Source organism: Janthinobacterium sp. PC23-8 (assembly GCF_002250505.1).
Classification (GTDB): Bacteria; Pseudomonadota; Gammaproteobacteria; order Burkholderiales; family Burkholderiaceae_D; genus Janthinobacterium.
This window is the reverse complement of sequence record NZ_NJGY01000004.1, coordinates 346,240-371,030: the sequence shown is the minus strand read 5'-3', so window position 1 is coordinate 371,030 and position 24,791 is coordinate 346,240. Positions and strand designations below refer to the sequence as shown.

Genomic DNA, 24,791 nt, shown 5'->3' with positions numbered 1-24,791 from the left:
TCATGTCCAAGAAAATGCTGCGTGCCGCTGTGTACGGCGCTGTCCTGATGCCGGTCGTGGCCATGGCCGCCGCCGCTCCCGCCGCAACGGCGCCGCTCAATGTCGGCTTCGTGTATATCAGCCCCATCGGCGACGCCGGCTGGACCACCCAGCACGATATCGCCCGCAAGGAAATGGAAAAGGCGCTGGGCAGCAAGATCACCACCCGGTATGTGGAAAACGTGCCCGAAAGCGCCGATGCGGAACGGGTGATCCGCGACCTGGCGCAAACCGGCAGCAAGCTGGTGATCACCACCTCGTTCGGCTACATGAATCCGACCCTGAAAGTGGCCAAGCAGTTTCCGAACGTAAAATTCATCCACCTGACCGGCTACAAGACGGCCGTCAACGTGGCCAACACCAATGCGCGCTTCTATGAAGGCCGCTACCTGGCCGGCGTGCTGGCGGCCAAGATGAGCAAGACCCATGTGGCGGGCTATGTGGCGGCCTTCCCGATTCCGGAAGTATTGCAGGGCGTCAATGCCTTTACGCTCGGCATGCGCAGCGTCGATCCGAAAGCCGAAGTCAAGGTGGTGTGGGTCAACAGCTGGTTCGATCCGGGCAAGGAGCGCGACGCGGCCATCACCCTGATCGGCCAGGGCGCCGACGTGATCACGCATCACACGGATTCGACCGCCGTGGTGCAGGCCGCCGAAGAGAAGGGCAAGTATGCGATCGCCTACCATTCGGACATGAAAAAATACGGTCCGAAAGCGCAGCTGGCGGCCGTGACCCACCACTGGGGCGCGTATTACACCAAACAGGCGCAAGCTGTGCTGGACGGTACCTGGAAGACCAGCAGCACCTGGGGCGGCATCAAGGACGGCATGGTCAAGCTCGAAGGCATCAACAACAGCGTGCCGGCCGACGTGAAGCAGTTCGTCGCCGCGCGTGAAAAAGACATGGTGGACGGCAAGCTCAATGCGTTCACCGCGCCGATCAAGGACAACAGCGGCAAAGTACGCCTGGAAAAGGGCGTGCTGGACGATGCGGCCTTGTCGAAGATGGATTATTTTGTCGAGGGTGTGGCTGGAAAGGTTTCCGGCAAGTAACACAAACTTGATGTAGTATTACCGGTACGATCCACTCAGCAGAGCCCCCAGGGCCGTACCGGAGACAGACATGGACAGACTCGAAGTATTCAAGATCATCGCGCACCAGGCCGGCAAGGGCGAGCTGACCTTTCCCGCCAACGTCAATGCGACGCTGAAACTGCAGGAAGCGCTGGACAATCCTGATTGCCATATTGAAACGGCCGCCCATATGGTGATGGCCGAGCCGCTGCTGTCGGCGCGCGTGGTGGCGCTGGCCAATTCGGCCGCCTACAACCGTTCCGGCAATGAAATCGCCAATGTGCGCGCGGCCGTGTCGCGGCTCGGCTTTGCCACCCTGAAATCGATGGTCGCTTCGGTCATCGTGCGCCAGCTGGGCAGCCAGATTACCGATCCGCAATTGCGCGCCAAGACGGCGAAACTGTGGGAGCACACGGCCCATGTGGCCGCGCTGAGCCAGGTGATCGCCAAAAAAGTGACGCGCGTGGACCCGGAAACGGCCATGTTCGCCGCCATCGTGCATGAAGTGGGCGGTTTTTATCTGCTGTCGCGCGCCGAGGAATATCCGGGCCTGCTCGATGACAATACCGAAGACTGGCTCGAATACGGCGAAAAGCTGATCGGCCGCGGCGTGCTGCGCCAGCTCGAAATACCGGACCAGGTGCTGCAGGCGGTGGAAGGCTTGTGGCATGGCGGCGACCCGTTCCCGCCGCGCACCCTGGGCGCGACGCTGGTATTGGCCAACGACCTGGCGCCCGTCGCCTCGCCGCTGCATGCGCCGGAAGAGGCCGCGCGGCGCCGCGCGGCGGCCCTGATCGACTTCGGCATCGGCGGCTCCACCCTGCACACCATCCTCGACGAATCGGCGGAAGAGATCGAATCGCTGGCCGCCGCTTTGCTGGTGTAGTTCTTTTTTGTAGTACCTGCGATGCTCGAAGGCCGTGGCACCGGCCAGCGCGGCGACGATGCCGGCGTGGAAGGCCGGCGATGCGTTTGGCAAGGTGCGCGAGGCGGCCGCCCAATAAATCAGGCGGCCCGCGCCAAACGCCGTTGCTGGTAACGGTACTTGCTCCACACCAGCAACATCAGCAGCGGCATGGCGCCGCCCACCGCGCACAGCGCCAGCCAGCCGCCGGCTGCAAAGCTGGCGCTGGCCAAAGCCGACCCTGCCGAGGCGCCGATAAAGCCGGCGGCGATGAACACGGTAGTCACCCTGGCGCGCGCCTGCGGCGCCAGTTTGTAGATGATGGACTGGTGCGTCACTTGCAGGCCCATCACGCCCATGTCCAGCAGCACGATGCCGATCAATAGCAAGGTCAACGATTGCGCGCCGAAGCCGATCAGGGCCCAGCCCGCTAGCGAGGCCAGCACCAGCAGCCAGGTCGCTTGCCTTGCATAGCCGCGGTCGGCCATGCGGCCGGCCGTATTGGCGGCCAGCGCGCCGGTGGCGCCGGCCAGGCCGAACAGGCCGATCTGCATTTCCGAATAGTGGTAGGGCGCGCCGCTGAGCAAAAAGGTCAGGCCGGTCCAGAACACGCTGAAGGTGCCCAGCCCCAGGCCTGAAAACAAGGCGCGCTGGCGCAGCAGCGGCTCCTGGCGGATGATTTCAAACAGCGAGGCCATTAGCTTGCCGTATTGCAAGGTGCCACGCGGCGCTTCGTCGGGCAGGATGCGGCGCAGCATCACCAGCAGCAGCGCCACCACGATGGCGGCCAGCACATACACGGTGCGCCAGCCGCCGCTGATCTGCGCCACCGTGCCGGACACGGTGCGCGCCAGCAAGATACCCAGCAGCAAGCCCGTCATCACGGTGCCCACCATGCGGCCCCGGCTATGGTCGGGCGCATACGAGGCCACCATGGCCGTGACCACCATCAGCGCGCTGGCCGTAATGCCCATCAATACGCTGGCAATCGCAAACACGACGATATTCTGGCTGGCGGCGGCCAGCAGCAGCGCCGCGATCTTGGCGACAAGCATCCAACTCAAGAGCTTGCGCCGGTTCAGTACGTCGCTTAAAGGCACCAGGAACACGATGCCCAGCACATAGCCGATCTGCGTGGCGGTCACCAGATAACCGGCCTGCGTGACGCCCACGCCGAACGAGGCGGCCAGCATCGAGGTCAAAGGCTGAACGTAGTACAAGCTGGCCACCAGCACGCCGGCCGACAGGGCAAACAGCACAATGCGGGTGGATGTGAGCAGGGCGCTGGCGTTGATGGGAGAAGACGATGATGACATGCGCTGCGGCTTTCGAATGATGCTCAAGGCCATGCATGATACGGGGGATGGGTTTTTCCTGCTGACGCAGGCCAAAAAAATCCCGGCGGTCCATGCGGACGGCCGGGAAAAGGGTATATGTTGAGGATATACCGGGGGAGAAGAGTCAGGGCTGGCCGGCCAGCTCGGCATGTACCTGGGCCGTGATTTCATACGAGCGCAGGCGGTGCTGGTGGTCGAAAATCTGCGAAGTGATCATCAGTTCGTCGGCGCCGGTTTCCTTGATAAAGGCGGCCATGCGGGCCTTGACCGTGGCCGGCGAGCCGATGGCGCTGCAGGACAATACCGAGTCGAGCATGGCGCGTTCCTGCGGCCCCAGCTGTTCCAGGTAGCCTGGCACGGGCGGCTGCAGGCGCGACGGGCGGCCGGTGCGCAGGTTGACAAAGGCCTGCTGCATCGAGGTGGCGCGCAGCTGCGCTTCGGCGTCGGTATCGGCGGCAAACACGTTATAGCCGAGCATCACATACGGCTTGGCCATTTGCTTCGATGGCTTGAAATGTTCGCGGTAATAGGCAACGGCCTGCATCATCATCTGCGGCGCGAAATGCGAGGCGAAGGCGTAGGGCAAGCCCAGCTGGGCCGCCAGTTGCGCGCCGAACAGGCTCGAACCGAGGATCCAGACTGGCACCTTGGCGCCCTTGCCGGGCACGGCCAGCACGCGCTGGCGCGGCTCGTCCGACATATAGTCGATCAGTTCCAGCACATCTTGCGGGAACTGGTCGGCGTCGGACTGCAGGTCGCGCCGCAGCGCGCGTGCCGTGGTCTGGTCGGAGCCGGGTGCGCGGCCCAGGCCCAGGTCGATGCGCCCCGGGTGCAGCGCTTCCAGGGTGCCGAACTGCTCCGCGATCACCAGCGGAGAATGGTTCGGCAGCATCACGCCGCCGGCGCCGACGCGTATGGTTCTCGTGCCCGCCGCCACATGGGCGATCACCACCGCCGTAGCGGCGCTGGCGATGCCGGGCATGCCGTGGTGTTCCGCCAGCCAGTAACGGTTGTAGCCCCAGCGCTCGCCATGCTGAGCGAGATCCAGGGTGTTCTGGAAGGAATGGGCGGCGCTGCTGCCTTCGGCAATCGGCGCCAGGTCGAGTATGGAAAATGGGATCATGCAAGTGATATCGGGCCGGCTTGGGAAAACACAATGGACAATTTGTCTATCCCCTGATGGCGGCAGGGTTGCAGCCATGCTGAAAAAACACGCAAACTTGAGCTGTTCAAATAAAACTTGTCGTTGTCGCTGAACCTTTTCCAAGGTTGTCAGTCATAAGAGTTTCTGTAGCACCATGTCAACGTGGGGATGGGAGCGCGCATGAACTGGACCGTCGAGCAGGAAATTGCCCATAAACTGGCGCAGATGCGCCGCTGGCTGGAGCAGGAAGGGGCCGGCGCCTTGCGCTTGCGCGGCGTGGACTGGTTTGCCTGGGCCACAGCCGGCGCCTCGGGCGGCCACTGCCTGTCCGCCGAGTGCGGTCATGCCGAAGTGCTGGTCACCCATGACGCCGCTTATATCCTGACCGACGAGGCTGAAGTACGGCGCTTGCGTCACGATGAGGTGCATGGCCCCTGGACCTGGCAGGTGACGCCGTGGACGCAGCCGCAGCTGGCCGAGCTGCGCGAGCATTTCGTGCAGCACGCGGCCGGTGGCCGGCCGGTGCTGTGCGATCGCCCCGGCATGTTCGAGCGCAGCCTGCCCATGCCCTTGCGCGAAGAGCGGCTGGCGCTGCTGCCGCCGGAACAGTTGCGCTACCGGGCCGTGGGCCGCCTGGCCGCCAGCGCCGCCAGCGAGGCGCTGCGCGCGGCCCGCCCCGAATGGACCGAACAGGAACTGGCCGGCGCCTGTGCGCGGGCCTTGTGGGCGCGTGGCCTGCTGACCATGCATGTGATGGCGGTGGGCGCCGAGCGCCGTCACCACTACCTGCGCGCGCCGCCGTCAAGCACGCCGCTCGGCGACAGCGTGGTGCTGGCGCTGTGCGCGCGGCGTTTCGGCCTGTGCGCCTCGTTGTGCCGCCAGCGCCGCTTCCGCCCGGCCCAGGCCGGCGTGGACGAGGCCGACGCCGCCTTGCTCGCGCTTGAAGCGGTGGCGCTCGATGCCTGCGAGGTGGGCAATGCGCTGAGCATGGTCTACCACGCGCTTGACAGCGCCTATGCCTACGCCGGCCAGCCCGACGCCGTGCTGCGGCAGCGCCAGGGCGGCATCACCGGCTACCAGGCGCCCGAGCTGGCGGCGGGCAGTTGCACGGAACTGCTGCTCAAGGACGGCATGGCGTTGGCCTTTCATCCCGGCCTGCCGGGCGGCATGGTCGAAGACACCTTCATGCTGAGCGCGGAGCGCCTGCGCAACCTGACCTTCGACCCCGCCTGGCCGTCGATCTCGGTACAGGGACGGCGCCGTCCGCTCAGTCTGGAGTTAGCGTAAACGGGGCTCAGCCAGTTCTTGGAGAATTGGCATGGCTTGAGGCGGCTCAAGCCAGATCGCGCCGGCCTTGTTGTCAATGAATTAAGGTCGGGTTCTTGAGCCGCCTGTCGTCCTGCTTGTCAGTAACTTTGCACCAGGCCATTGACCATCTTGACCTTGTCGCCGACCTGGTAAGCGGGCTGGGAATTTTGCATGACGGCGCGCGTGCTGCCGTCGTCCAGTCGCAGCGTGACCCGGTACATCATGTTGCCAGTACTGCCCGCCGTGGCGCCGGCAGTACCCGAGCTGCCCGCTTGCGCCTCGCCGTCGCTCTGGTCCATTCCGCGCGCCATCGGTTCGATCGACTGCACGGTGGCCGAGGCTATAGTGATGTCCGACTGCTTGCCATCCATGCTGGCGGCATTGTTGGCGGTGGCGCTGCGGTCGTCGCTGCCGCTGGTGCCGCTCGTACCCGACCCGGCGGTACTGCTGTAGTTCTCGCCGTTGCGATTCATCGAGGTGGTGTCGCTACCGGTCGAACTGCAAGCGCTTAACAGCAGGCACAACAGGCCTGTCAGCGCTGAAGAGGTTTTTGTTCTCATCTGTATTCTCCTTCAAGCATCACAATATGGTGGAGGTATGGTGGAGTATCGTGCAGCTCCGCATGCGTGGCGCATGCCGGAACTGGCCGTCACTACTGCATGTAAGAGCACTGTGATGGCAAGACGTTCGGTGTGGTTTATTTTGTGTTGAGATGTATCAAGTCTTCAAACTGTCGAGCTTTGTATTTTGCACCTTGCGATGCCGCTCAGGCAGGCGATTTCCTGAGGGCGGCGGCAACCATGCGCGGCCAGAGAAAATACAGCGGTGCGGCCACGACGGCGGCGGCCGTGATGTCGACCAGCCAGTCGGAGACGGCGCCGCGGCGGTAGGGCAAAAAACTCTGGATGAATTCGTCCAGCGCGCCCATCGCCGCCACCAGCAGCACCGACAGCACGGCGCGGCGGCCGATGCCGCCTTGAATGCCGCTGAACAGCAGCAAGGCCAGCACCCCATAGCCGAAGGAATGCAGCACCACGCCCGAGGCGTACTGGCCGACATCGGCGCGCGCGCCGGGAATGTCGCCGATGATGATCACCAGCGCGTACAGGAACAGGGCGGTGCGAAAACGCAGGCGCGCATGGCGCTCGGCAAAACAAAGCTGGGACAGGGTAGCTTGCATGATCAGTGAGGGAGGGAAAAGGTAGCAACAATAGCATGCAGGCAGGCACAGGAGCCATGCTGGCACGCTAGCATCGTCCAAAAAAAAGCCCGCTGGTGAGCGGGCTGAAAACCCAAAAGGGTCAAGAGTGACGGTTGCTTGCCATGTCGTGCGATGCGGCGCGCCATGGTAAAAATGGGAGTGGTGCACCAGTGAAGGCACACCTGTCCGCCGTCGCGCATATCGGTTGCGTGTACTGCAGATGAAGCAAGTATAGCCAGCGAAGATGACCGCTTGATGACAGTTGCGGATATTTTGAAAGAAAAGTGGGGTGCACGCAGGACAAAAAAAAGCCCGCTGGTGAAAGCGGGCTTAAAACTATTTTCTTGGAGGAGAATAGTGGAGACAGGTGCATTATGCTGCGCTGCACGATATATGTCTAATGGTATTTTCAGATATCTATTATCGTTTTTTGATATAACTGCGCCAGCCCTCTATTCCTGTACGGCCACCGTGTAGTTGAGCGCCATGCGCCCGCCATCGGCATAAATCGTCTGGCCCGTCATGTAGCTGGCGTCGTCGCTGGCCAGGAAGGCGGCGATGCCGGCCACTTCTTCCGGTTCGCCGCAGCGGCCCAGCGGCGTGCGCGACAGGATGGTATGGCGCGCTTGCGGGCTCGACAATACCGCCTGTTTCGCCAGTTCCGTCAGGATGGTGCCGGGGCCGATGCCGTTCACGCGCACGCCGTGTGGCGCCAGGTTCAGTGCCATCACACGGGTCAGCTGGTTGATCGCGCCTTTCGACACCACGTATGGCACCTGGTTCGGGATTGCCAGTTCCGCATTCACGCTCGACATATTGATGATGACGCCGCTGCGGCGCTTGACCATCTCGCGCGCCACGGCCTGGCCGCACAGGAACATCGATTTCAGGTTGATGCGCAGCACGCGGTCGAAATCGTCTTCGGTCACGTCGAGGAAATCGGCGGCATGGGTTACGCCGGCGTTATTGATCAGGATGTCGACCTGGCCGAAGCGCGTCAGGGTGGCCGTCATCATGGCGTCGACATCTGCTTTCTGGCTGACGTCGGCGCAGAAAAAGTGCGCCTGCGGTCCCAGCGCGGCGGCCGCTGCGGCGCCCGCTTCCTTGATATCGACCAGCATCACTTGCGCCCCTTCGGCGATCAGGCGGCTGGCGCAGGCCAGGCCGATGCCTTGCGTGGCGCCCGTGACGATGGCGGTTTTATTGCTTAGTTTCATAAGTACGCTGTCAGAGAAGGATGGCTTCGTTCGGTAATTGATTGCTGCGCTCGCCCGAAGCCGGGAAGTGGTGCTGCAGCAAGCTGTTCAGTTCTCCCAGTGCCTGCAAGCTGCTGTCGTGGTAGTTGCCACTGGCAAAACCGGTCGTCATGGTACGGCAGATGGCTTGCCACTGTTCGGGCGCGATGCGGCGCCCCACATGGCGGTCGGCCACGATATCGACCTGGTGCGCAGCCAGATTGATATAGATCAGCACGCCGCAATTGTCTTCCGTATCCCACACGCCGTAGTGGGCAAACAATTCGCGCGCGCGGTCGCGGTTGCTCACGCCCTTGTATGCCATGCCTGGCGTCAGCGCCGCCTCGACGATCAGGCGCACTTCGGCGCGATGGATTTGCTCGCCTTCGGCAATCGCCGTTTCGATCGCTTTCAGGGTGGTTTCCGGAAACGCCGCCCTGGCCGTGGCCGCTCTGGTGCGCCAGTGTTTCAGGGCACGCCCGCAGCGCTGCCCGAATGTCAGCTGTTCAGTCATTACCAGTCTCCCGAGGCGCCGCCGCCGTCAAAGCCGCCACCGCCGCCGCCAAAGCCGCCACCACCACCACCACCGCCAAAGCCGCCGCCACCGCCACGCTGATGCATGGCCTGGCTGAGGATGCTGCCGAGCACCACGCCGGTGGCGCCGCTGGTCCAGTTGCTGCCGCGCTGCAAACGATTCGGCCCGCCACGCGAACGGAACATGGTCAGTACCACCAGGAAACCGAAGAACAGCAGCGGCAGCCAGAAGCCCAGGCCGCCTGCGTCTGCCGTTGCAGGTGCGGCTTGCCTGGCGGGGGCAGGGAATTGCTCCTGGTTCAGCAGGGTGGCGATCGCGCCCACGCCGGCCACCAGGCCACCATAATAATCCTGCTGCTTGAAATGGGGCGCAATCACGTCTTGCAAGATGCGTTTCGATTGCGCATCGGTCAGCACGCCTTGCACGCCACGGCCCGCTTCGATGCGCAAGCGGCGCAGGGACGAGGGATTGTCTTTGGCAACGAGCAGCAGCACGCCGTCATCGACGCCCTTGCGGCCCAGCTTCCAGGCGTCCGTCACGCGGATGCTGTACTGCTCGATCGCTTCGGGCTCGGTTGACTTGACCAGCAGTACGGCGATCTGGCTGCCGGTGCGTGCTTCATAGTCGGCCAGCACGGCTTCCAGCGAGGCCTTCTGTTTGTCGTCCAGCATGGCGGCCTGGTCGGTCACGCGCGCCGCCAGCGGCGGCACGGCAGCCAGCTGGGCGCTGGCCGGCAGCGCCGTCGCACACAGCAGCGCCAGCGCCCACAGCAGCGGCGCAAAATAGGCCCGGATGCCCATGTTTATTTGCCGAAGTCGACGGTTGGTGCCGTCGAGATGGCTTTTTCATTTTCCACCGTGAACGATGGCTTGACCTTGTAGCCGAACATCATGGCTGTCAGGTTGTTGGGGAAGCTGCGCGCGTGCACGTTGTAGTCCTGCACCGCCACGATATAGCGCTGGCGCGCCACGGCGATGCGGTTTTCCGTGCCTTCCAGCTGCGACTGCAGGTCGCGGAAGTTGGTATTGGCTTTCAGGTCAGGATATTTCTCGGACACCACCATCAGGCGCGACAGGGCCGACGACAGCTGCCCTTGCACCTGCTGGAATTTCGCGAAGGCGGCCGGATCGTTCAGCACTTCGGGCGTGATCTGGAAGCTGGTGGCGGCCGCGCGCGCCTTGGTCACCGCTTCCAGCGTTTCGCGTTCGTGGCTGGCATAGCCCTTGACGGTATTGACCAGGTTGGGGATCAGGTCGGCGCGGCGCTGGTACTGGTTGACGACTTCGCCCCAGGCGGCCTTGGTCGCTTCATCCTTGCTCTGGAACTCGTTGTAGCCGCAGCCGGTCAGCACGCCGGCCATTACGGTGACAGAGAGGACCAGGCGCAGCCATTTGGTGAATTGTTGGGTAATTTGCATGATGGGTTCCGTGCGTGAGAGGAAAGAGAATGGGGCAAATATACCTGAATCCTTGCACGGTGTTGGTTTAATAAGGCCACCGTCCTTCATGCTGGCTGCCTTGTAAATAATTGATATATCAGATATTCCTGTGTGATATATTACAAAAAATGGCAAGTCGATATCAATACGTAAACATGGAGATCGGGCATGACAACATCGCTGCCGCGCACAGTTGGCGCTCTGCTGCACTTACCCGCGCTGGCAGTGACCAGTGTGCTGCTGATCGCCTGCGGTGGCGGCAGTTCCGCCGCCACCGAGGTGCCGGCGGCTGCCGGGACGCCGCCGTCGGTTGCCGTCGCTGTGCCAGTCGCCGTGACGCCGCCGGCCACGCCGGCCGCCGCCCTGTGGCCGGCCGCCGCGCTCGATGACGCGGCGCTGACCGGTCTCGAGCCGGCCATGCCGGCCACCGTGTGCGCCAGCCTGCCCGCGAACCTGGCGCGCAACGCCGCTGGCCTGCTCGACGCCAGGCTCGATGACGCAGCGGCTGCCTCGCAGCCGGACGCGGCGCGCATCCAGGCCGCTTTGGACACCTGTCCTGCCGGGCAGGCGGTCAAGCTGGTGGCCGGCAGCCAGGGGCAGAGTGCCTTCCTGTCCGGCCCCTTGACCTTGCCGGGCAAGGTCAGCCTGTGGATAGACGGCGGCGTGACTGTGTTTGCCTCGCGCCGGCCGGCCGATTATCAGATTGCTGGCAAGAATGCCTGTGGTGAAGCGTCGGCCAGCGACAACGGTTGCCTGGCCCTGATCACCACCACGCCCGATGGCAACGGGCTGTATGGTGACGGCGTGATCGATGGCCGCGGCGGCGCCGTGCTGACGTCGGGCGCCTATGCCGGCCGGCTCAGCTGGTGGGACGTGGGGGCGCTGACCAAGACCGGCGGCAAGGCCATGAGCAGCCAGAACAATCCGCGCCTGGTGCAGGTCAACAATGGAAGCGCTTTTACTTTTTACCGCCTGAGCTTGCAGAACGCGCCGAAGTTTCACCTGGTGTCGAGCGGCGTCGATGGCGTCACGGTGTGGGGCGCGAAACTGCTGTCGCCATCGCTCGAGTATGCGGTGGCCGGCTACCGTTGCCCGGCCGGCAGTACGCCGGTGGTGTCGGGCGCCCCCAACCTCGAGCGGCCCAGCACCTGCTTCACGCCCGAAACGGTGAAGAACACCGATGGCATCGATCCGGGCCAGTCGAAAAACGTGCTGATCGCCTACAGCCATATCAGCGTGGGCGACGACGGCATCGCCGTCAAGTCGCACGGCGGCAAGACCGGCCCGGTCGGCAACCTGCGTATCTGGCACAACCGCATGTACTTTACGCACGGCATGTCGATCGGCAGCGAAACGGACAGCGGCGTCGACGGCGTCAGCATCCGCGACCTGGCCATCGACGGCTACGACATGGGCGCCACCAGCGGCCTGCGCATCAAGAGCGATGACAGCCGTGGCGGTGAAGTGAAGAACGTGGTGGCCGATGGCGTATGCGTGCGCCGGGTGCAGCAGCCGATCGCCATCGACAGCTATTACGGCGATGCGGCCGAGGCGAAAAATGGCTTGCTGCCCGACCTGCACGACATTACGGTGCGCAATTTCCGCTATCTCGACACGGCCGGTTCCCGCTACAACGGCAAGCAGGCCTTGCTGCTGCTGCGCGGCTACCAGTCGGCCGGCATCAGCAAGCCGCTCTACAAGCTGCGTTTCGACAACGTGGTGTTTGACAGCTTGCCGGGCTGGGCAGTCACAAAAATCAGCCAGGCCGTGCCGTCCAGCGCCACCGTGAGCATGGGGCCGGGCCCGGTGTCGTTTGCCAGCGTGTTGACGGCCGCCGCCGGCAGCAATCAGTTCAGCGTGACGGACCAGCGCGCCACATCGCCGGCGGCCTACGACTGCGGCGCCGCCTTTGTCGACTTTCCAGCCGCAAATGCACCGATGTCCCAGCCTGACAAATAAGCCTGTTTCACCAACGGCGCGCAGACGCCGCATCGCGCAGCACCACCATAAAAAAGTCAAGAGGAGACCCCCATGTTTGTCGAAGTGAAGAAAATGCGGCGTGCCGCCACCCTGTCGGCCTTGCCTGCCCTGCTGGCGCTGGGCGCCTGCGGCGGCGGCGATCATCCTGCGGCCGCGCCGGCGGCAGCGCTGGCCGCCGTCAGCGTCAGCCAGGCGGTGGACCGTGCCACGGCCTCGGTCGGCGACCGCATCACCTGGACCATGACGGCCAGCAACCAGGGACCGGGCGCCACCAGCGGCGCCGTCACCCTGCTGGCCAGCGTGCCGGCCAATCTCGGCGGCCTGCAGGTGACGGCCAAGGGCGCCGACTGCGGTCCGGTCGTCAGCACGCTGACCTGCACCATTCCCGCCGGCCTGGCCGCCGGCGCCAGCGCCACGGTGCTGCTGTCGGCCAGCACCGCCAGTGCCGCCACGCTGGTTGGCAGCGTCTCGGCCAGCGGCGTCGATGCGCCGGTCTGCACCGCCTGCAGCACCAGCACGGTGGTGGCGGTGCCCATCGTTGCCTCGACAGCCAGGCGGCCGCAACTCGATGCGGCCACGGCGGCCAACTTGACCCCGTTGCGCTACCTGGCGCAGGGCGGCAAGAGCTTGCCGTCCGCCAGCTTGACGGTCGATAACTGGGACCCGACGGCCGGCGTCGGCGACGTCGCCACGTTCACGCCGCAATTGACGATCGATGCGGCCGGCAAGAGCGACGCCAGCAACTTTGTCACGGTGCAGGCGGCCATGGACGCCGCCGTCGCCCTCGGCAGCAAGGCGGCACCCGTGTATATCCGCATCAAGCCGGGCACCTACCGCGAAACCGTGTGCCTGCCCGCCACCGGCGCGCCGGCCATCCGTTTGTACAGCCTGGACAGCGATGCCTCGCACACGGTGATCGTGTTTAACAACGCCAATCCGACCATCGATCCATCTAAAACGCTCGGCAACAAGTGCGGCGGCTCGCCGGCCAGTCCGGTCGGCACCAGCGGCAGCGCCACCTTTGCCGTGACCGCCACCGACTTCCAGGCCAAGAACCTGACCATCGCCAACGATTACGTCAAAGGCAGCTTTGCCGGCAGCAACCAGTCGGCCGTGGCGCTGATGACCCAGGGCGACAAGATCGTGCTGGAGAACGTGCGCCTGCTGGGCCACCAGGACACGTTCTACATGAAGAGCGCCAATGTGGACCAGGTCGCGCGCGTGTATGTGAAAAACAGCTATATCGAAGGTGACGTGGATTTCATCTTCGGCCGCGCCACGGCGGTGCTGGACAATTGCACCATCCATACCCTGAACACGGGCAATGGCACAGGTTTTGTCACGGCGGCCAGCAGCGATTACCGCAACAGCTATGGTTTTTTGATCAGCAACAGTCGCCTGACGGCGGAAACGGGTACGCCGGCCGGCCAGATTTACCTGGGCCGCGCCTGGGATGAGGGCGTGGGCAACCTGGCCGCATATGGCGCCACGTCGCCGAACGGGCAGGTGCTGATCCGCAACTCGGTGCTGGGCGCGCATATCCGCAAGCTCGACCCGTGGGCGGACTCGACCGCCACCCGTCCTTACAGTTCGGTGCCCTCGGGTGCCTTGCCTGCCAACCGGCTGTTTGAGTACGGCAACACGGGGCCTGGAAACGGCAATTAGACCTGCTTCAGTGGCGCCTTGAGCCGCGCCGCGCCGGCCTTGATGGTGGCGCGGCGCGTTACAATATGGGGTTTGCAACTGAATACAGAAAAGGTGTGCCGTGAATTTCATCGATAAATTATCCGCCGCATGGACGGCCAATCATTCCCTGCTGTGCGTGGGGCTGGACCCGGACTTGGCCAGGCTGCCGGCCGAACTGCGCGACGCGCCCGATGGCATCACCACCTTTTGCACGCGCATCATCGACGCCACGGCCGACCTGGCGTGCGCCTTCAAGCCGCAGATCGCCTATTTCGCCGCGCTGGGCGCGGAAAAGCAGCTGGAAGATATCTGCCGCTACCTGCGCGAGCACTATCCGCACATCCCGCTGATCCTCGACGCCAAGCGCGGCGACATCGGCGCCACCGCCACCCAGTATGCGCGCGAAGCGTTCGAGCGCTACGGCGCCGACGCCGTCACCGTCAACCCCTACATGGGCGAAGATTCGCTCGATCCCTACCTGGCGTGGCCGGACCGCGGCGTGATCATCCTGTGCCGCACCTCGAACCCGGGCGGCTCGGACCTGCAATTCCTCGACACCGACGGCATACCTTTGTATCAGCGCGTGGCGCGCCTGACGGCCGATAAATGGAACAAGAACGGCCAGTGCGCGCTGGTCGTCGGCGCCACTTTCCCGGAAGAACTGGCGCAGGTGCGCGCCATCGTCGGCGACATGCCGCTGCTGGTGCCCGGCATCGGCGCCCAGGGCGGCGATATTGCCGCCACCGTCGGTGCCGGCCAGACGGCCAATGGCATGGGCATGATGATCAGCTCTTCGCGCGCCATCATCTATGCCAAGCCGCAAGACGGAGAAGACTGGACCGATGCGGCGCGCAGGGTAGCAATTGAAACGCGCGACGCCATCAATCAACATCGCGCGGCGTAATCAGCACCATCAACAATGCCGGGCAAGCCCGGCATTTTTCATTCAGTCTCTCTGCGGCGCGACGATTTCCGCATAATCGTAGAGCTCGCCGAGAATCTCCTCGCCGCGCTCATCGACCGATTCCGACAGGGCGTCGATTTCCGTAAACAGCATCTCGATGGTGCGCGCTCCCGCTTCGCCGTCGAACAGGCGGGCGGCGCGGTGTTCTTCCCAGCGCTGGTTTTCCGCTTCGCTCAGGGTCTGCGGGAAGTTGCGCGCGCGGTAGCGGAACAGCAGTTCCTGCAAGCGCTGGTCGGTAAACGAGGGGCGGGCGGCGGCCAATCTGGCGGGCGTATCGCGGCGCAGCGCGTCGAGCAGGCGGCGGTCGTCGTTGCTGACAAAGCCGTTGTACAGGTCTTCGTCGACGTCGGCGCGGCCTTCGGCGGCGGGGCGCTGGAACACTTCGGCCCAGATCGCGTCCATATTGGGCGCGCCGGCGGCCAGGCGGCCGTTTTCCAGCGCGGCGGCGATATCGATGCCCCATTGCGCGGCCATGGCCGGCGACAGGGTTTTCAAATTACCCACCAGCATAGGCGACTTGTTCAGGTGCACGCTTTTCACGGGCAGGCGCGTCATGCCTTCGGGCAGGGCGTCGTTGCGCGTGAACAGGCGCGTGCGGATGGTGTCGGCATCCAGCGTGAACAATTCGCTTGGATCGTACTGGCAATCCCACACCAGGATTTCGTTTTTATTGCTTGGGTGCGGGGCCAGCGGCCACACCACGCCGATGCAGCCGCGCTCGGCCGGGAACATGCCCGACACATGCAGGAAGGGCTGGCGCTGGGCGGCGGCCAGGTGCATGCCCATTTCGCTGGCGACCTTGTCCTTCTTGTGCAGGGCCAGGCAGAAATCGAACAGCTTGGGCTGTTGTTGCCTGATCAGGCGGGCCAGGGCGATGGTGGCGCGCACGTCGGACAGCGCATCGTGCGCCGCCTCATGCAGCAAGCCGTTCGCCTTGCTTAAGTGCTCGAGCTTGAAACTGGTCTGGCCGTCGTCGCGCTTGGGCCAGTTGATGCCTTCGGGGCGCAGCGCGTGCGTCATGCGCACCACGTCGAGCAGGTCCCAGCGGCCGCAATGGTTTTTCCATTCGCGCGCATACGGGTCGATCAGATTGCGCCAGAACAAAAAGCGCGTCACTTCGTCGTCGAAACGGATGGTGTTGTAGCCCACGCCGATGGTGCCCGGTTCCGAAAAGGCCGCTTCGATGGTGGCGGCGAACTGGTGTTCCGGCACGCCCAAGGCCAGGCATTGCTGTGGCGTAATGCCGGTAATCAGGCATGACTGCGGATCTGGCAGGAAATCATTGGCAGGCTGGCAATACAGCATGATGGGTTCGCCAATTTCGTTCAGGTCGGCGTCGGTGCGAATGGCGGCGAACTGGGCCGGCCGGTCGCGGCGCGGCTGCACGCCAAAGGTTTCGTAATCGTGCCAAAGAAAAGTCTGGTTTGTCATGGATGGTGCTTGCGTTGTTGGCGGCGAAAAAAAGTCGCCGCTTCAGTTTTCAGAATAGTTGCCGATACTATCAAAGAGAGCACCAGCTGTGCGGCGCATTTAGCTGTGCGGCGCATTTTCGCATGGTGTCATAGATTCCCCATTCAAGGAGACCTATCGTGTCAATTCCCATCGCTGCAAGCGGCAATTCCGGCAGTTCCCTGAGTTCCGTCAGTAATGCGGCCAGTTCCACCACCGGCACCGTTGCCGGAAAAGAGGACAAAGTCAGGCAGGCCGAGGGTGGCAACGCCCAGATGAGCGTCAACGACCGTTCGAAACTGCAACTCAATGCCGCCATTTTGCAGGCCTCGATGAATGTCTCGATCAGCTCGCAGAACGATCCGCTGGCGCTGGTCTACAAATCGGCCATCACCAGCATCAACGAGGCGCTGAAAGCCGATTTCGGCGACGACGCCGTGCAGAACGCGGCAGCGCAGGACAATAGCGCGGAAGCGACGGCGCAGCGCATCGTGTCGTTGTCGACCGGCTTTTTTGATGCGTTCAAGAAACAAAATCCCGGCATGGACAACGATGCCGCCCTGGAAAAGTTCATGGGCACCATTACCGGTGGCATGGAAAAAGGGTTTTCGGAAGCGCGCGACATCCTCAAAGGCTTGAATGTGCTGCAGGGCGATATCGCCGGCAATATCGACAAGACCCATGAACTGGTGCAGAAAGGCTACGCCGATTTCGTCGCCGCCCACAGCAGCAAGAAGGCGGACACGGCAGCCTGAACCTGCAGCTTAAACGGCCACCCGGTTGCGGCCGGCATCCTTGGCGCGGTACAGCGCCGCATCGGCTGTGGCGATCAGGCCCTGGTCATCCTGGCGCTGCGCCAGGCAGGCCACGCCGAACGAGCCGGTGATATGGGGCAGGGGACAGCGCAGGTCCTCGAAAATCACGGCTTGCCGCAGGCGTTCGCACAGGCGTTCGGCCACCAGCAAAGCCAGTTGCTGATGCGTGTCGGGCAAAATCACCATCATTTCTTCGCCGCCATAGCGCACGGCAAAATCGGTCGGCCGCAGGGCCGCGCCCAATACCTGGGCGGCGATGCGCAGCGCCTGGTCGCCGGCCTGGTGGCCGTGCTGGTCGTTGAAACGCTTGAAATGGTCGAGGTCTATCATCACCAGCGACAGCGGCGCATCGCTCTCGTGTGCGGTGGCAATCATGTTCGGCAGCAAATCGTTGAGCCAGGCGCGGTTATACAGGCCTGTCAGGCTGTCGACCATCGACAGTTGGCGGTAGAACTCGCCGAGTTTCTGGCGTCGGCGCAGCAAGGCGTTGGCGGCGCGGATGCGAAACGACATCAGCCGCAACAGGTTGCGCGCCAGGCCGTTCGACTGTTCGATCAGTTCCCACACCAGCACCGCGTCGATCACCAGCACATCGCTTTCTTCCAGCGCGGAAATGGCGGCCAGATTGCTCGCTTCATCGAGCACCGATTGCTCGCCCACGCTTTCGCCGGGCAAGACCTTGCTGACGGTGCCGTCGTCCATGCCCGTATGCGTGTCGGCCGCCACGGCCAGCGAGCCGCGCAGCACGATATACAGGCAGGCGCCGCTGGTGTCGCTCAGCGCTTCGCCCGCGTCAAGCCGCAGCACCGGGCAAGGCGCCAGCATGGCCGCCGTGGTGTCGTCTGCGGCATGGGAGAACAGCTGCAAATCGCCGATGTTGCAGCCTGAAGCGCCAAAATTGCCGATGTTTTCCACGATATTCTTTCCAGGGACGACGCCACGCGAGCGGCGGGCGATGCGCCTCATGATAGCTTAAAGCGTTCCTGGGAGTAACGACTATGGCTGGATTGGAAGCCAATGCCGAGCAGTTTCCTTAGAAATGTGTTGCAAAAAAACAAAGGCAGCCTTGATCGGCTGCCCAGGTCTCTTCAGAAAAAAGTGGATGATTATTCGGCGGCTTCTTCGACATCCGCCGTTTCATTCACGGCATGCTTGCCGGTGGCGTGGCGTTTGCTGTCCTGCAGGCGGCCCAGTGCGCTGTCGATGGCGCGTTTCAGTTTGTCGGTGGCGCCGCTGACCGACTGGTGTACCGAGGCGTTCTGCTCGGTCACGGCGATCGGCTGGTAGCCGGCCACGCGCGCTTCCATCACGCAGCGGATATCGTCCGCGCCGCTTTTGGGGCCATTGGAGTCGCTCAGGTGGACTTCGATGCGGGTGATGTTATCGCGGAAACGGCTCAGCGCTGCTTCCAGTACGGATTGCACATGTTCGTTCAGTCCAGCGTTGTTGGCGATGGTGCTGTCGGTTTGAATATTGATTTGCATATGCTATCTCCTGTCAATTCGAAAAAAACCCAACACGGGCGTCATGCTGTGCCCGGTCACTGGCGCGGCGCTTGCCTGTCATTGACCGTTGCATGAGACTTATCTTACTCCTGTTTGCGCGATTTCAAGGGCGCCGTACAATTAAGTGGGGCTTAACGGTTCAGCCAGGTCAAGTGATTCAGTTGTTGATCAGGCCGGCCGCGATATTGATCGACAGGCCCAGCACCACCAGGTTGAAGAAAAAGCTCAGTATCGACTGGCCCAGCACGATCTGGCGCATCATGCGCGTCTGCACCGTCACGTCCGAGGTCTGCACCGCCACCGCCAGCGTAAAGGCGAAATACAGGAAGTCCCAGTAGTCGGGTTCCTGCTCGTCGTCGGGAAATCTCAAAGGCCGTCGATCGGCCTCGGCGCGGTAATACAGGTGGGCGTAGTGAAAGCAGAACAGGGTGCCGACCAGGAACCACGAGCCGACCAGGGTCAGGATGGTCAGGCCATAGTGCAGCGCGCGCTGTTCCTCGCCCATGCTCTTGATCGAGGACAGCTGCGAGAAAATGGCCAGCAAACTCATCACGGACGCCACCGACAGCGCGCACAGCACCATCGACGCCCGCTCGTCCTGGCGCCTGGCCATCTGTCTGACCTTGTGATGGTTGGCCTGCACCATCATCGCGCCCATCGTCACCAGATACAGCCAGACGGCAACATTCCATGCCGTCAGCACTCGGGTCATCGGCGCCCAGCTTGACGGCAGCAGCACGCCGGCCGCCACGCCGATCACGATGGCCAGGCTCAGGTGGGGACGGCTGCGCACAAAGCCGTGGAAGGGCAGGGATAGTTTCATGATGCAAGCCGGCGTAGTGGAAGAGCGCACATGGTAGTCCTTATGCGGCCTTGCCGGCGGCTGTTTTGGCGGCCTCTTCCTTTTCGTGGTGGGGGAAGCGGTCCATGCGCGACAGCACCGGGAACAACACTGCCCAGATGCCGGTCACGGCCAGGGTGGCGGCGCCGCCGAACAGCACTGCGCGCACCAGGCCGAACCAGCCGGCCGTGACCCCCGATTCAAATTCGCCCAGCTCGTTCGAGGCGCCGATAAATACGGAATTGACGGCGCTGACCCTGCCGCGGATTTCGTCCGGGGTTTCATATTGCACCAGCAGGTGGCGGATATACACGCTGACCATGTCGCCGGCGCCCATCAGGAACAGCGCCACCAGCGCCACCAGGAATGTGGTGGTCGAGCCGAGCACGATGGTGCCCAGGCCGAACACGGCCACGCCGCCGAACATCCAGGCGCCAACCCGGCGCGTGATCGGATAAAACGCCAGTGCGACCGAGCAGACGGCCGCGCCCATGCCGGGCGCCGTGCGCAGCAGCCCCAGGCCGGTCGGGCCGATCTGCAGCACATCGTGCGCCAGCGCCGGCAAGAGGGCGGTCGCGCCGCCGAACAGCACGGCGAACAGGTCGAGCGAGATGGCGCCCAGCATGATGGGGCGCGACCAGACGAAACGCAGGCCCTCGAGCAGGGTCGACCAGCTGACCGGCTCGCGCCTGACGACTTGCGGCGCCGGCGTGGTGGCGCGCATCAGCAGCACCGACAGCACCAGCAGCGCCGAGGCGATCAGATACACCACCTTGGGGCCGAAGATATACAGCAGGCCGCCGAGTGTGGGGCCGAGGATGATGGCGATATGCGAACTGGACGAACTGAGCGCGAGGGCCCGGCTGAAGCTTTCCTTTGGCACCATGTTGACCAGCACCGCCTGCGTGGCCGGCATCATGAAGGCGCGCCCGCTGCCGAACAGCACCAGCACCGCGAACACGGGCCAGACCATGGCCAGCCCCGCAATGGTAAACGCCAGCAGGGCCAGCGCGCAGGCCAGTTGCGCCGTCAGGCACCAGGCGATGATGTTGCGGCGGTTGTAGCGGTCGGCGATATGGCCGGCCGGCAAAATCAGCACCAGGAAGGGCGCGAATTGCGCCAGGCCGATCAGGCCCAGGTCGAACAGGCTGCCCGTCATCTGGTAGACCTGCCAGCCGATGGCCACGCTTTGCATCTGGACGGCCAGGGTGCCCAGCACGCGGGCGGACAGATAGAAGGCGAAATTGCGGTGGCGCAGGACACTGAAGCCGTTGCCGGAGATTGCTGTGGACATGCAGACTTTCCAGTGGTAGGGCAGGGGCGGGCCGGGGCGGCCGTGCCGCCCTGTACTCCGGATGGCGTTATTTGGCCAGGTCAGCCTCGGTGTTAAAGGCGTCGGCGTAGAACTCTTCGTCGGGCAAACTGCATTGCTGCACGAAATCCCGCTTGGCCGAGTCGACCATCACCGGCGCGCCGCAGGCATAGACCTGGTAGCCGGACAGGTCGGGCAGGTCGGCGATCACCGCCTGGTGCACGAAACCGCTGCGGCCCTGCCAGGCGTCTTCCGGCAGCGCATCCGATACCACAGGTACATAGGTGAACTGTGGCAAGTCGGCCGCCCACTGGCGGCACAGACCATCCATGTACAGATCGTGCGGGCGGCGCGCGCCCCAGTACAGGGTGATGGGGCGTGTCGACCGCGCGTGGATCATGTGCTCGACGATGGCTTTCAGCGGCGCAAAGCCGGTGCCGGAGGCCAGCAGCACCACCGGCTTGTCGGAGTCGTCGCGCAGGAAGAAGGTGCCCAAGGGGCCTTCGAAGCGCAGGATGTCGCGCTCCTTCATGGTAGTAAATACCTGGTCGGTGAACAGGCCGCCGGGCAGGTGGCGTATATGCAGGGTGACTGGTCCGCCGTCCTGTGGCGCGTTGGCCATGCTGTAGGAACGCCGCTTGCCGTCGCGCAGCATGAATTCGATATACTGTCCGGCGCGGTACTGCAGGTGTTCGGCGGCCGGCAACTGCAGGGTCAGAACCATCACGTCGGGCGCGACTTTTTCCAGGGTGGTCACGCGCGACGGCATTTTCCTGATCGGGTAATCGCTGCTGCCGGCTACTTCGCGCGCCTCGATGACCAGGTCGCCTTGCGTTGTGGCGCAACAGAACAGCGACATGCCGGTAGCTTCTTCTTCGGGCGTCAGGGCGCGCTGCTGGTGCGCCTTGTGCTGTACGCTGCCGGACACGACCTTGCCCTTGCAGGAACCGCAGGCGCCATTTTTGCAGCCGTAAGGCAAGCCCACGCCGGCGCGGATCGCCGCCGCCAGCACCGTTTCGTCCGCTTCGCAGTTGAATTGGTGGCCGCTGGGCTGAACAGTAACTTGAAAAGTCATACAATCCTTGAGGTGAAAAATATGTTGAAGCTTTCTTTGCGCAAACCGCTGGGCTTGCCGCGCCTGCTGATACTGGGCTGTGGCGATGTCGGCATGCGTTTGTTGCCGCAGCTAGCGGCGCGTTTTCGCGTGTTTGCCGTCACCAGCCAGCCCGGCCGTTGCGCCGCTCTGCGCGCCGCCGGCGCCGTGCCCATCGTGGCTGACCTCGACGACCGCGCCAGCCTGCGCCGGCTGGCCGGCATGGCGCCCTGGGTCGTGCACCTGGCGCCGCCGCAGGCTAGCGGCCTGCTGGACCGGCGCACGCGCAATCTGGCCGCCATTTTACCTGAGCGTGCGCGTCTGGTATATGTGAGCACCAGCGGCGTCTACGGCGATTGCGGCGGCGCCCTGATCGACGAAACGCGCACGCCGGCGCCGTCGAATGCGCGCGCCCGGCGCCGCCTGGACGCCGAAACGGTGCTGCGCGCCTGGGGCGCGCGCCGCGCCGCGCGGCTGGCGATTTTGCGCGTGCCCGGCATCTATGCGGCCGACCGCCTGCCGCTCAAACGCTTGCACGAAGGTACGCCGGCGCTGAACGAAGGCGATGATGTGTATACCAATCACATCCATGCCGACGACCTGGCGCGCATCGTCGAACGCGCGCTGTGGCGCATGCGGGCGGGCGGGCGCGTCTACCACGCCAGCGATGACAGTGACATGAAGATGGCGGCGTATTTCGATGCGGTGGCCGACGCCTTCGGCCTGGCGCGCCCGCCGCGCCTGCCGCGTGAAGAGCTCAGGCAGCGGGTCACGCCGATGCTGCTGTCGTTCATGTCCGAATCGCGGCGCCTGGACAATGGCCGCATGAAGCGCGAGCTCGGCGTGCGCCTGCGCTACGTGCGCGTGGCGGACGCCTTGCAAATGCTCACTGACGGCAAGGCCGGCATCAGTTAAAATGCCCGGTTGTTTTCGCATTTTTCACAGGCCGCCAGCTTGCCTGGCCTGTCTGCCGCGCGCCTGACTACCTAAGGATCACCATGAGCACCCTGACCTACGAAGCATTCCTGGACGAAGTCACCACTGTCCTGACGGAACTGTATGACCTCGACGATGAGGCCGCCATCAAACTGGTCATGGCGGCCCAGGACGCCGAATTTTTCGTGCCGCACGACGACCACGAAGCCATGCGCACGGTGGAGCAGGCCAGGAAAGACGCCGTCACCTTGTACGAGCGCAAGCAGAACCGCCAGCAAACGCAGGAAAAACAACAGCAGCGCGTGCGCCAGAAGAACAAGTAAGCCAAGCCGGCCCCCGGCGCCCGGTCCATGCCGATGCTCGATTGAGCTGGCGCAAACGCGCTGCGCCTTGCCGGCGCTATGGTGGCCGTCATGCGACGATCACTTTCCTTTCTCCCCGAGTGCCGCCAGGCTGGCGGCAGCATGCCATGCCCGGAGTGAACCAGCCAAGCAAGGAGCAGGTGCGCGCCTACATGCGGCGGCGCCTGCATGCACGCCAGCCGCCGCCGGCGCCCGAAGAAATCCGGCGCCAGCTGGCAGGACGCCACGGCCACCTCACGCCTTCCAGTCCGGCCAGCATCGCGCTGCAGGGCTGGCGCTTGTCCGTCGACCTGGCCTGGCTGGGCGCCTTGCTGCTGCTGGCCTGCTATCTCGATGACAGCCTTCAATTTGCCAAAAATGGATGACTTCCAGCAAAGCAAACGGTTTTGAGTTATCCTCTAACACATTCCAAACGCGCAAATTCTCTTCAATTGTCACATTTTTGCTTTGAGTTAAGCAAAAATCAACAAATAAGTGTATTATATTGCCTGTCGGCTAAAAGCCGCACAAGCAATGGCGCTTTTTAGTGTGTTGACCCTGAATTAGCGCAAAAGCGACGACCAGTCTTTTTTTGCATTAATACAACAAGTACGGATTTCTCACCATGTCTCTCAAACAAATTACCTCCCTGCCTACCTACAACCCTAACCGCGTGCTCGATGCCATCATCGACAAGCTGCAGCTGAAAAACGACGCGGCCCTGTCGCGTGCGCTGGAAGTGGCGCCGCCCGTGATCAGCAAGATTCGTCACAACACCCTGCCGATCGGCGCCACCATCCTGATCCGCATGCACGAAATCAGCGACTTCAGCATTCGCGAACTGCGCGAACTGATGGCGGCCTGATAACGCCGGACAGACGGCAAACTGAGAGCTGCCGTCTGGGTTTCAGACAGGCTTGCCGCGTGCGGCAGCCGCGATGGTGAATCCGCCATCCGCCTTTAGGCTATGTCCTGGCGCAACACCGGCCTATCGACATAGAAACGCTTGACGTCGCCAGCGGCAAACGCTGCGTCCGACGTGGCGATCAGCGCCGCGCTGAGCGGGGTTGCCGCGCCGGAAAACGCCGTGACGGCACCAGTTGCCCGTCCCGAAAACGCTGCCTGCACCGCGCGCCCGGAAAAGGCCGCTTGCACCGCCCGTCCGGAAAACGCTGCTTGCACCGCCCGTCCCGAAAACGCCGCCTGCACCGCACGCCCGGAAAACGCCGCTTGCACCGCCCGTCCCGAAAAGGCGGTTTCGGCGCGCACATAGTCTTCGCCGAAGGTCTGCTCATACAACTGCTTCATGCGCTCGCCCACGCGCGCGTGGGCCGCTTCGTCGTCTTCGCCGCGCAAGCCGATATACGGGAAGTGATGCAGAAAGTAGCCGAACACCTGTTCGCAATCGGCTGCGTATTTCAGGGTGTCGAGGATATGGTAGTGCCAGAAGGTGTCCACATCCATCAATGGCGCCGTTTCCTCGTCGGGAAACTGCTTCATCAGGATCAGGAAGCGGCGGTATTCGAACTCCACCGCATTGGCCTTTTCCAGGCTCCAGCCTTCGCCGGATTCCAGGTGCATCAGTTTGACTTTGATTGCGTCCAGATTCAGATCGGCAATTACCTTGAAATCATCGTTCATATCCATGAATATCC

Annotated in this window: 26 protein-coding genes; 11 read left to right on the top strand and 15 right to left on the bottom strand. The window is 63.5% G+C overall.

Annotated elements, in window-relative coordinates; genetic code table 11:
• Window positions 1-2: 2 nt before the first annotated feature.
• The gene (locus CD932_RS25345) at window positions 3-1,091 is read left to right on the top strand and encodes a BMP family ABC transporter substrate-binding protein (RefSeq protein ID WP_176461148.1); all 1,089 of its coding nucleotides are present in this window, start codon (window positions 3-5) and stop codon (window positions 1,089-1,091) included.
• A 70-nt stretch (window positions 1,092-1,161) separates the two neighbouring features.
• Complete coding sequence (locus CD932_RS25340) at window positions 1,162-1,998, top strand: HDOD domain-containing protein (protein WP_094445644.1); 837 nt, start codon at window positions 1,162-1,164, stop codon at window positions 1,996-1,998.
• A gap of 119 nt (window positions 1,999-2,117) precedes the next feature.
• On the opposite strand, the gene CD932_RS25335 is transcribed toward CD932_RS25340, so the two are convergent.
• Together CD932_RS25335 and CD932_RS25330 are read right to left on the bottom strand one after the other, a co-directional pair.
• Window positions 2,118-3,332 (bottom strand): MFS transporter, encoded by a 1,215-nt coding sequence (locus CD932_RS25335; protein ID WP_094445872.1) that lies wholly within the window; start codon window positions 3,330-3,332, stop codon window positions 2,118-2,120.
• A gap of 145 nt (window positions 3,333-3,477) precedes the next feature.
• Window positions 3,478-4,476 carry an LLM class flavin-dependent oxidoreductase gene (locus CD932_RS25330; RefSeq protein ID WP_094445643.1) on the bottom strand — a complete coding sequence of 333 codons (999 nt, stop codon included), beginning with the start codon at window positions 4,474-4,476 and terminating at the stop codon, window positions 3,478-3,480.
• Between the two features lie 201 nt (window positions 4,477-4,677).
• Between CD932_RS25330 and CD932_RS25325 the strand changes: the two genes are divergently transcribed.
• On the top strand, window positions 4,678-5,784 hold the full coding sequence (locus CD932_RS25325; protein WP_094445642.1) for a M24 family metallopeptidase: 1,107 nt from the start codon (window positions 4,678-4,680) through the stop codon (window positions 5,782-5,784).
• A 119-nt stretch (window positions 5,785-5,903) separates the two neighbouring features.
• Here CD932_RS25325 and CD932_RS25320 read toward each other — a convergent pair whose 3' ends face one another.
• The 6 genes from CD932_RS25320 to CD932_RS25295 all read right to left on the bottom strand — a co-directional run bounded on the left by CD932_RS25320 (window position 5,904) and on the right by CD932_RS25295 (window position 10,136).
• A complete protein-coding gene (locus tag CD932_RS25320) occupies window positions 5,904-6,365 on the bottom strand; it encodes a hypothetical protein (RefSeq protein ID WP_141213372.1) in 462 nt (153 codons plus the stop codon).
• A gap of 206 nt (window positions 6,366-6,571) precedes the next feature.
• Window positions 6,572-6,985: a VanZ family protein gene (locus CD932_RS25315; RefSeq protein WP_254926762.1), complete on the bottom strand. Its 414-nt coding sequence runs from the start codon at window positions 6,983-6,985 to the stop codon at window positions 6,572-6,574.
• 473 nt (window positions 6,986-7,458) lie between these two features.
• Entirely contained in the window at window positions 7,459-8,223 is a 765-nt protein-coding gene (locus tag CD932_RS25310; protein WP_094445640.1) for an SDR family NAD(P)-dependent oxidoreductase, read from the bottom strand.
• A 10-nt stretch (window positions 8,224-8,233) separates the two neighbouring features.
• On the bottom strand, window positions 8,234-8,755 hold the full coding sequence (locus tag CD932_RS25305; RefSeq protein ID WP_094445639.1) for a TPM domain-containing protein: 522 nt from the start codon (window positions 8,753-8,755) through the stop codon (window positions 8,234-8,236).
• Window positions 8,755-9,576, bottom strand: coding sequence for a YgcG family protein (locus tag CD932_RS25300; RefSeq protein ID WP_094445638.1), 822 nt, complete (start codon window positions 9,574-9,576; stop codon window positions 8,755-8,757). The genes CD932_RS25305 and CD932_RS25300 overlap by 1 nt, the downstream gene beginning before the upstream one ends.
• 2 nt (window positions 9,577-9,578) lie before the next feature.
• Window positions 9,579-10,136 (bottom strand): LemA family protein, encoded by a 558-nt coding sequence (locus CD932_RS25295; RefSeq protein WP_094445870.1) that lies wholly within the window; start codon window positions 10,134-10,136, stop codon window positions 9,579-9,581.
• 246 nt (window positions 10,137-10,382) lie between these two features.
• On the opposite strand from CD932_RS25295, the gene CD932_RS25290 reads away from it, so the two are divergent.
• From CD932_RS25290 to pyrF, 3 genes are all read left to right on the top strand, one after another.
• The gene (locus CD932_RS25290; RefSeq protein ID WP_094445637.1) at window positions 10,383-12,173 is read left to right on the top strand and encodes a glycoside hydrolase family 28 protein; all 1,791 of its coding nucleotides are present in this window, start codon (window positions 10,383-10,385) and stop codon (window positions 12,171-12,173) included.
• Between the two features lie 72 nt (window positions 12,174-12,245).
• Window positions 12,246-13,859 (top strand): pectinesterase family protein, encoded by a 1,614-nt coding sequence (locus CD932_RS25285; RefSeq protein ID WP_254926761.1) that lies wholly within the window; start codon window positions 12,246-12,248, stop codon window positions 13,857-13,859.
• A 100-nt stretch (window positions 13,860-13,959) separates the two neighbouring features.
• Window positions 13,960-14,784, top strand: coding sequence for an orotidine-5'-phosphate decarboxylase (gene pyrF, locus CD932_RS25280; protein ID WP_094445636.1), 825 nt, complete (start codon window positions 13,960-13,962; stop codon window positions 14,782-14,784).
• A gap of 42 nt (window positions 14,785-14,826) precedes the next feature.
• On the opposite strand, the gene sbcB is transcribed toward pyrF, so the two are convergent.
• On the bottom strand, window positions 14,827-16,275 hold the full coding sequence (sbcB, locus tag CD932_RS25275) for an exodeoxyribonuclease I (protein WP_094445635.1): 1,449 nt from the start codon (window positions 16,273-16,275) through the stop codon (window positions 14,827-14,829).
• Between the two features lie 158 nt (window positions 16,276-16,433).
• Here sbcB and CD932_RS25270 point away from each other — a divergent pair, with 158 nt between their 5' ends.
• Window positions 16,434-17,048, top strand: coding sequence for a DUF5610 domain-containing protein (locus tag CD932_RS25270; RefSeq protein WP_254926760.1), 615 nt, complete (start codon window positions 16,434-16,436; stop codon window positions 17,046-17,048).
• Between the two features lie 9 nt (window positions 17,049-17,057).
• Here CD932_RS25270 and CD932_RS25265 read toward each other — a convergent pair whose 3' ends face one another.
• The 5 genes from CD932_RS25265 to CD932_RS25245 form a co-directional block, all read right to left on the bottom strand.
• Window positions 17,058-18,023 (bottom strand): GGDEF domain-containing protein, encoded by a 966-nt coding sequence (locus CD932_RS25265; protein WP_094445867.1) that lies wholly within the window; start codon window positions 18,021-18,023, stop codon window positions 17,058-17,060.
• Between the two features lie 191 nt (window positions 18,024-18,214).
• Window positions 18,215-18,592, bottom strand: a complete 378-nt coding sequence (locus CD932_RS25260) for an HPF/RaiA family ribosome-associated protein (RefSeq protein ID WP_094445634.1) — start codon at window positions 18,590-18,592, stop codon at window positions 18,215-18,217.
• Window positions 18,593-18,770: 178 nt separating this feature from the next.
• On the bottom strand, window positions 18,771-19,436 hold the full coding sequence (locus CD932_RS25255; protein WP_094445633.1) for a DUF1345 domain-containing protein: 666 nt from the start codon (window positions 19,434-19,436) through the stop codon (window positions 18,771-18,773).
• A 40-nt stretch (window positions 19,437-19,476) separates the two neighbouring features.
• Window positions 19,477-20,748 carry an MFS transporter gene (locus CD932_RS25250; protein ID WP_094445632.1) on the bottom strand — a complete coding sequence of 424 codons (1,272 nt, stop codon included), beginning with the start codon at window positions 20,746-20,748 and terminating at the stop codon, window positions 19,477-19,479.
• A gap of 67 nt (window positions 20,749-20,815) precedes the next feature.
• Complete coding sequence (locus CD932_RS25245; RefSeq protein ID WP_094445631.1) at window positions 20,816-21,841, bottom strand: CDP-6-deoxy-delta-3,4-glucoseen reductase; 1,026 nt, start codon at window positions 21,839-21,841, stop codon at window positions 20,816-20,818.
• 21 nt (window positions 21,842-21,862) lie between these two features.
• Here CD932_RS25245 and CD932_RS25240 point away from each other — a divergent pair, with 21 nt between their 5' ends.
• The 4 genes from CD932_RS25240 to CD932_RS25225 all read left to right on the top strand — a co-directional run bounded on the left by CD932_RS25240 (window position 21,863) and on the right by CD932_RS25225 (window position 24,001).
• Window positions 21,863-22,774, top strand: coding sequence for a sugar nucleotide-binding protein (locus tag CD932_RS25240; RefSeq protein ID WP_094445630.1), 912 nt, complete (start codon window positions 21,863-21,865; stop codon window positions 22,772-22,774).
• 83 nt (window positions 22,775-22,857) lie between these two features.
• Window positions 22,858-23,118: a hypothetical protein gene (locus CD932_RS25235; RefSeq protein WP_176461134.1), complete on the top strand. Its 261-nt coding sequence runs from the start codon at window positions 22,858-22,860 to the stop codon at window positions 23,116-23,118.
• A 146-nt stretch (window positions 23,119-23,264) separates the two neighbouring features.
• Entirely contained in the window at window positions 23,265-23,522 is a 258-nt protein-coding gene (locus CD932_RS25230; protein ID WP_141213371.1) for a hypothetical protein, read from the top strand.
• Between the two features lie 239 nt (window positions 23,523-23,761).
• Window positions 23,762-24,001 carry a hypothetical protein gene (locus tag CD932_RS25225; protein WP_029496207.1) on the top strand — a complete coding sequence of 80 codons (240 nt, stop codon included), beginning with the start codon at window positions 23,762-23,764 and terminating at the stop codon, window positions 23,999-24,001.
• A gap of 95 nt (window positions 24,002-24,096) precedes the next feature.
• Here the strand turns inward: CD932_RS25225 and CD932_RS25220 are convergent, their stop codons facing one another.
• Window positions 24,097-24,783 carry a hypothetical protein gene (locus CD932_RS25220; protein WP_094445628.1) on the bottom strand — a complete coding sequence of 229 codons (687 nt, stop codon included), beginning with the start codon at window positions 24,781-24,783 and terminating at the stop codon, window positions 24,097-24,099.
• Window positions 24,784-24,791: the final 8 nt, after the last annotated feature.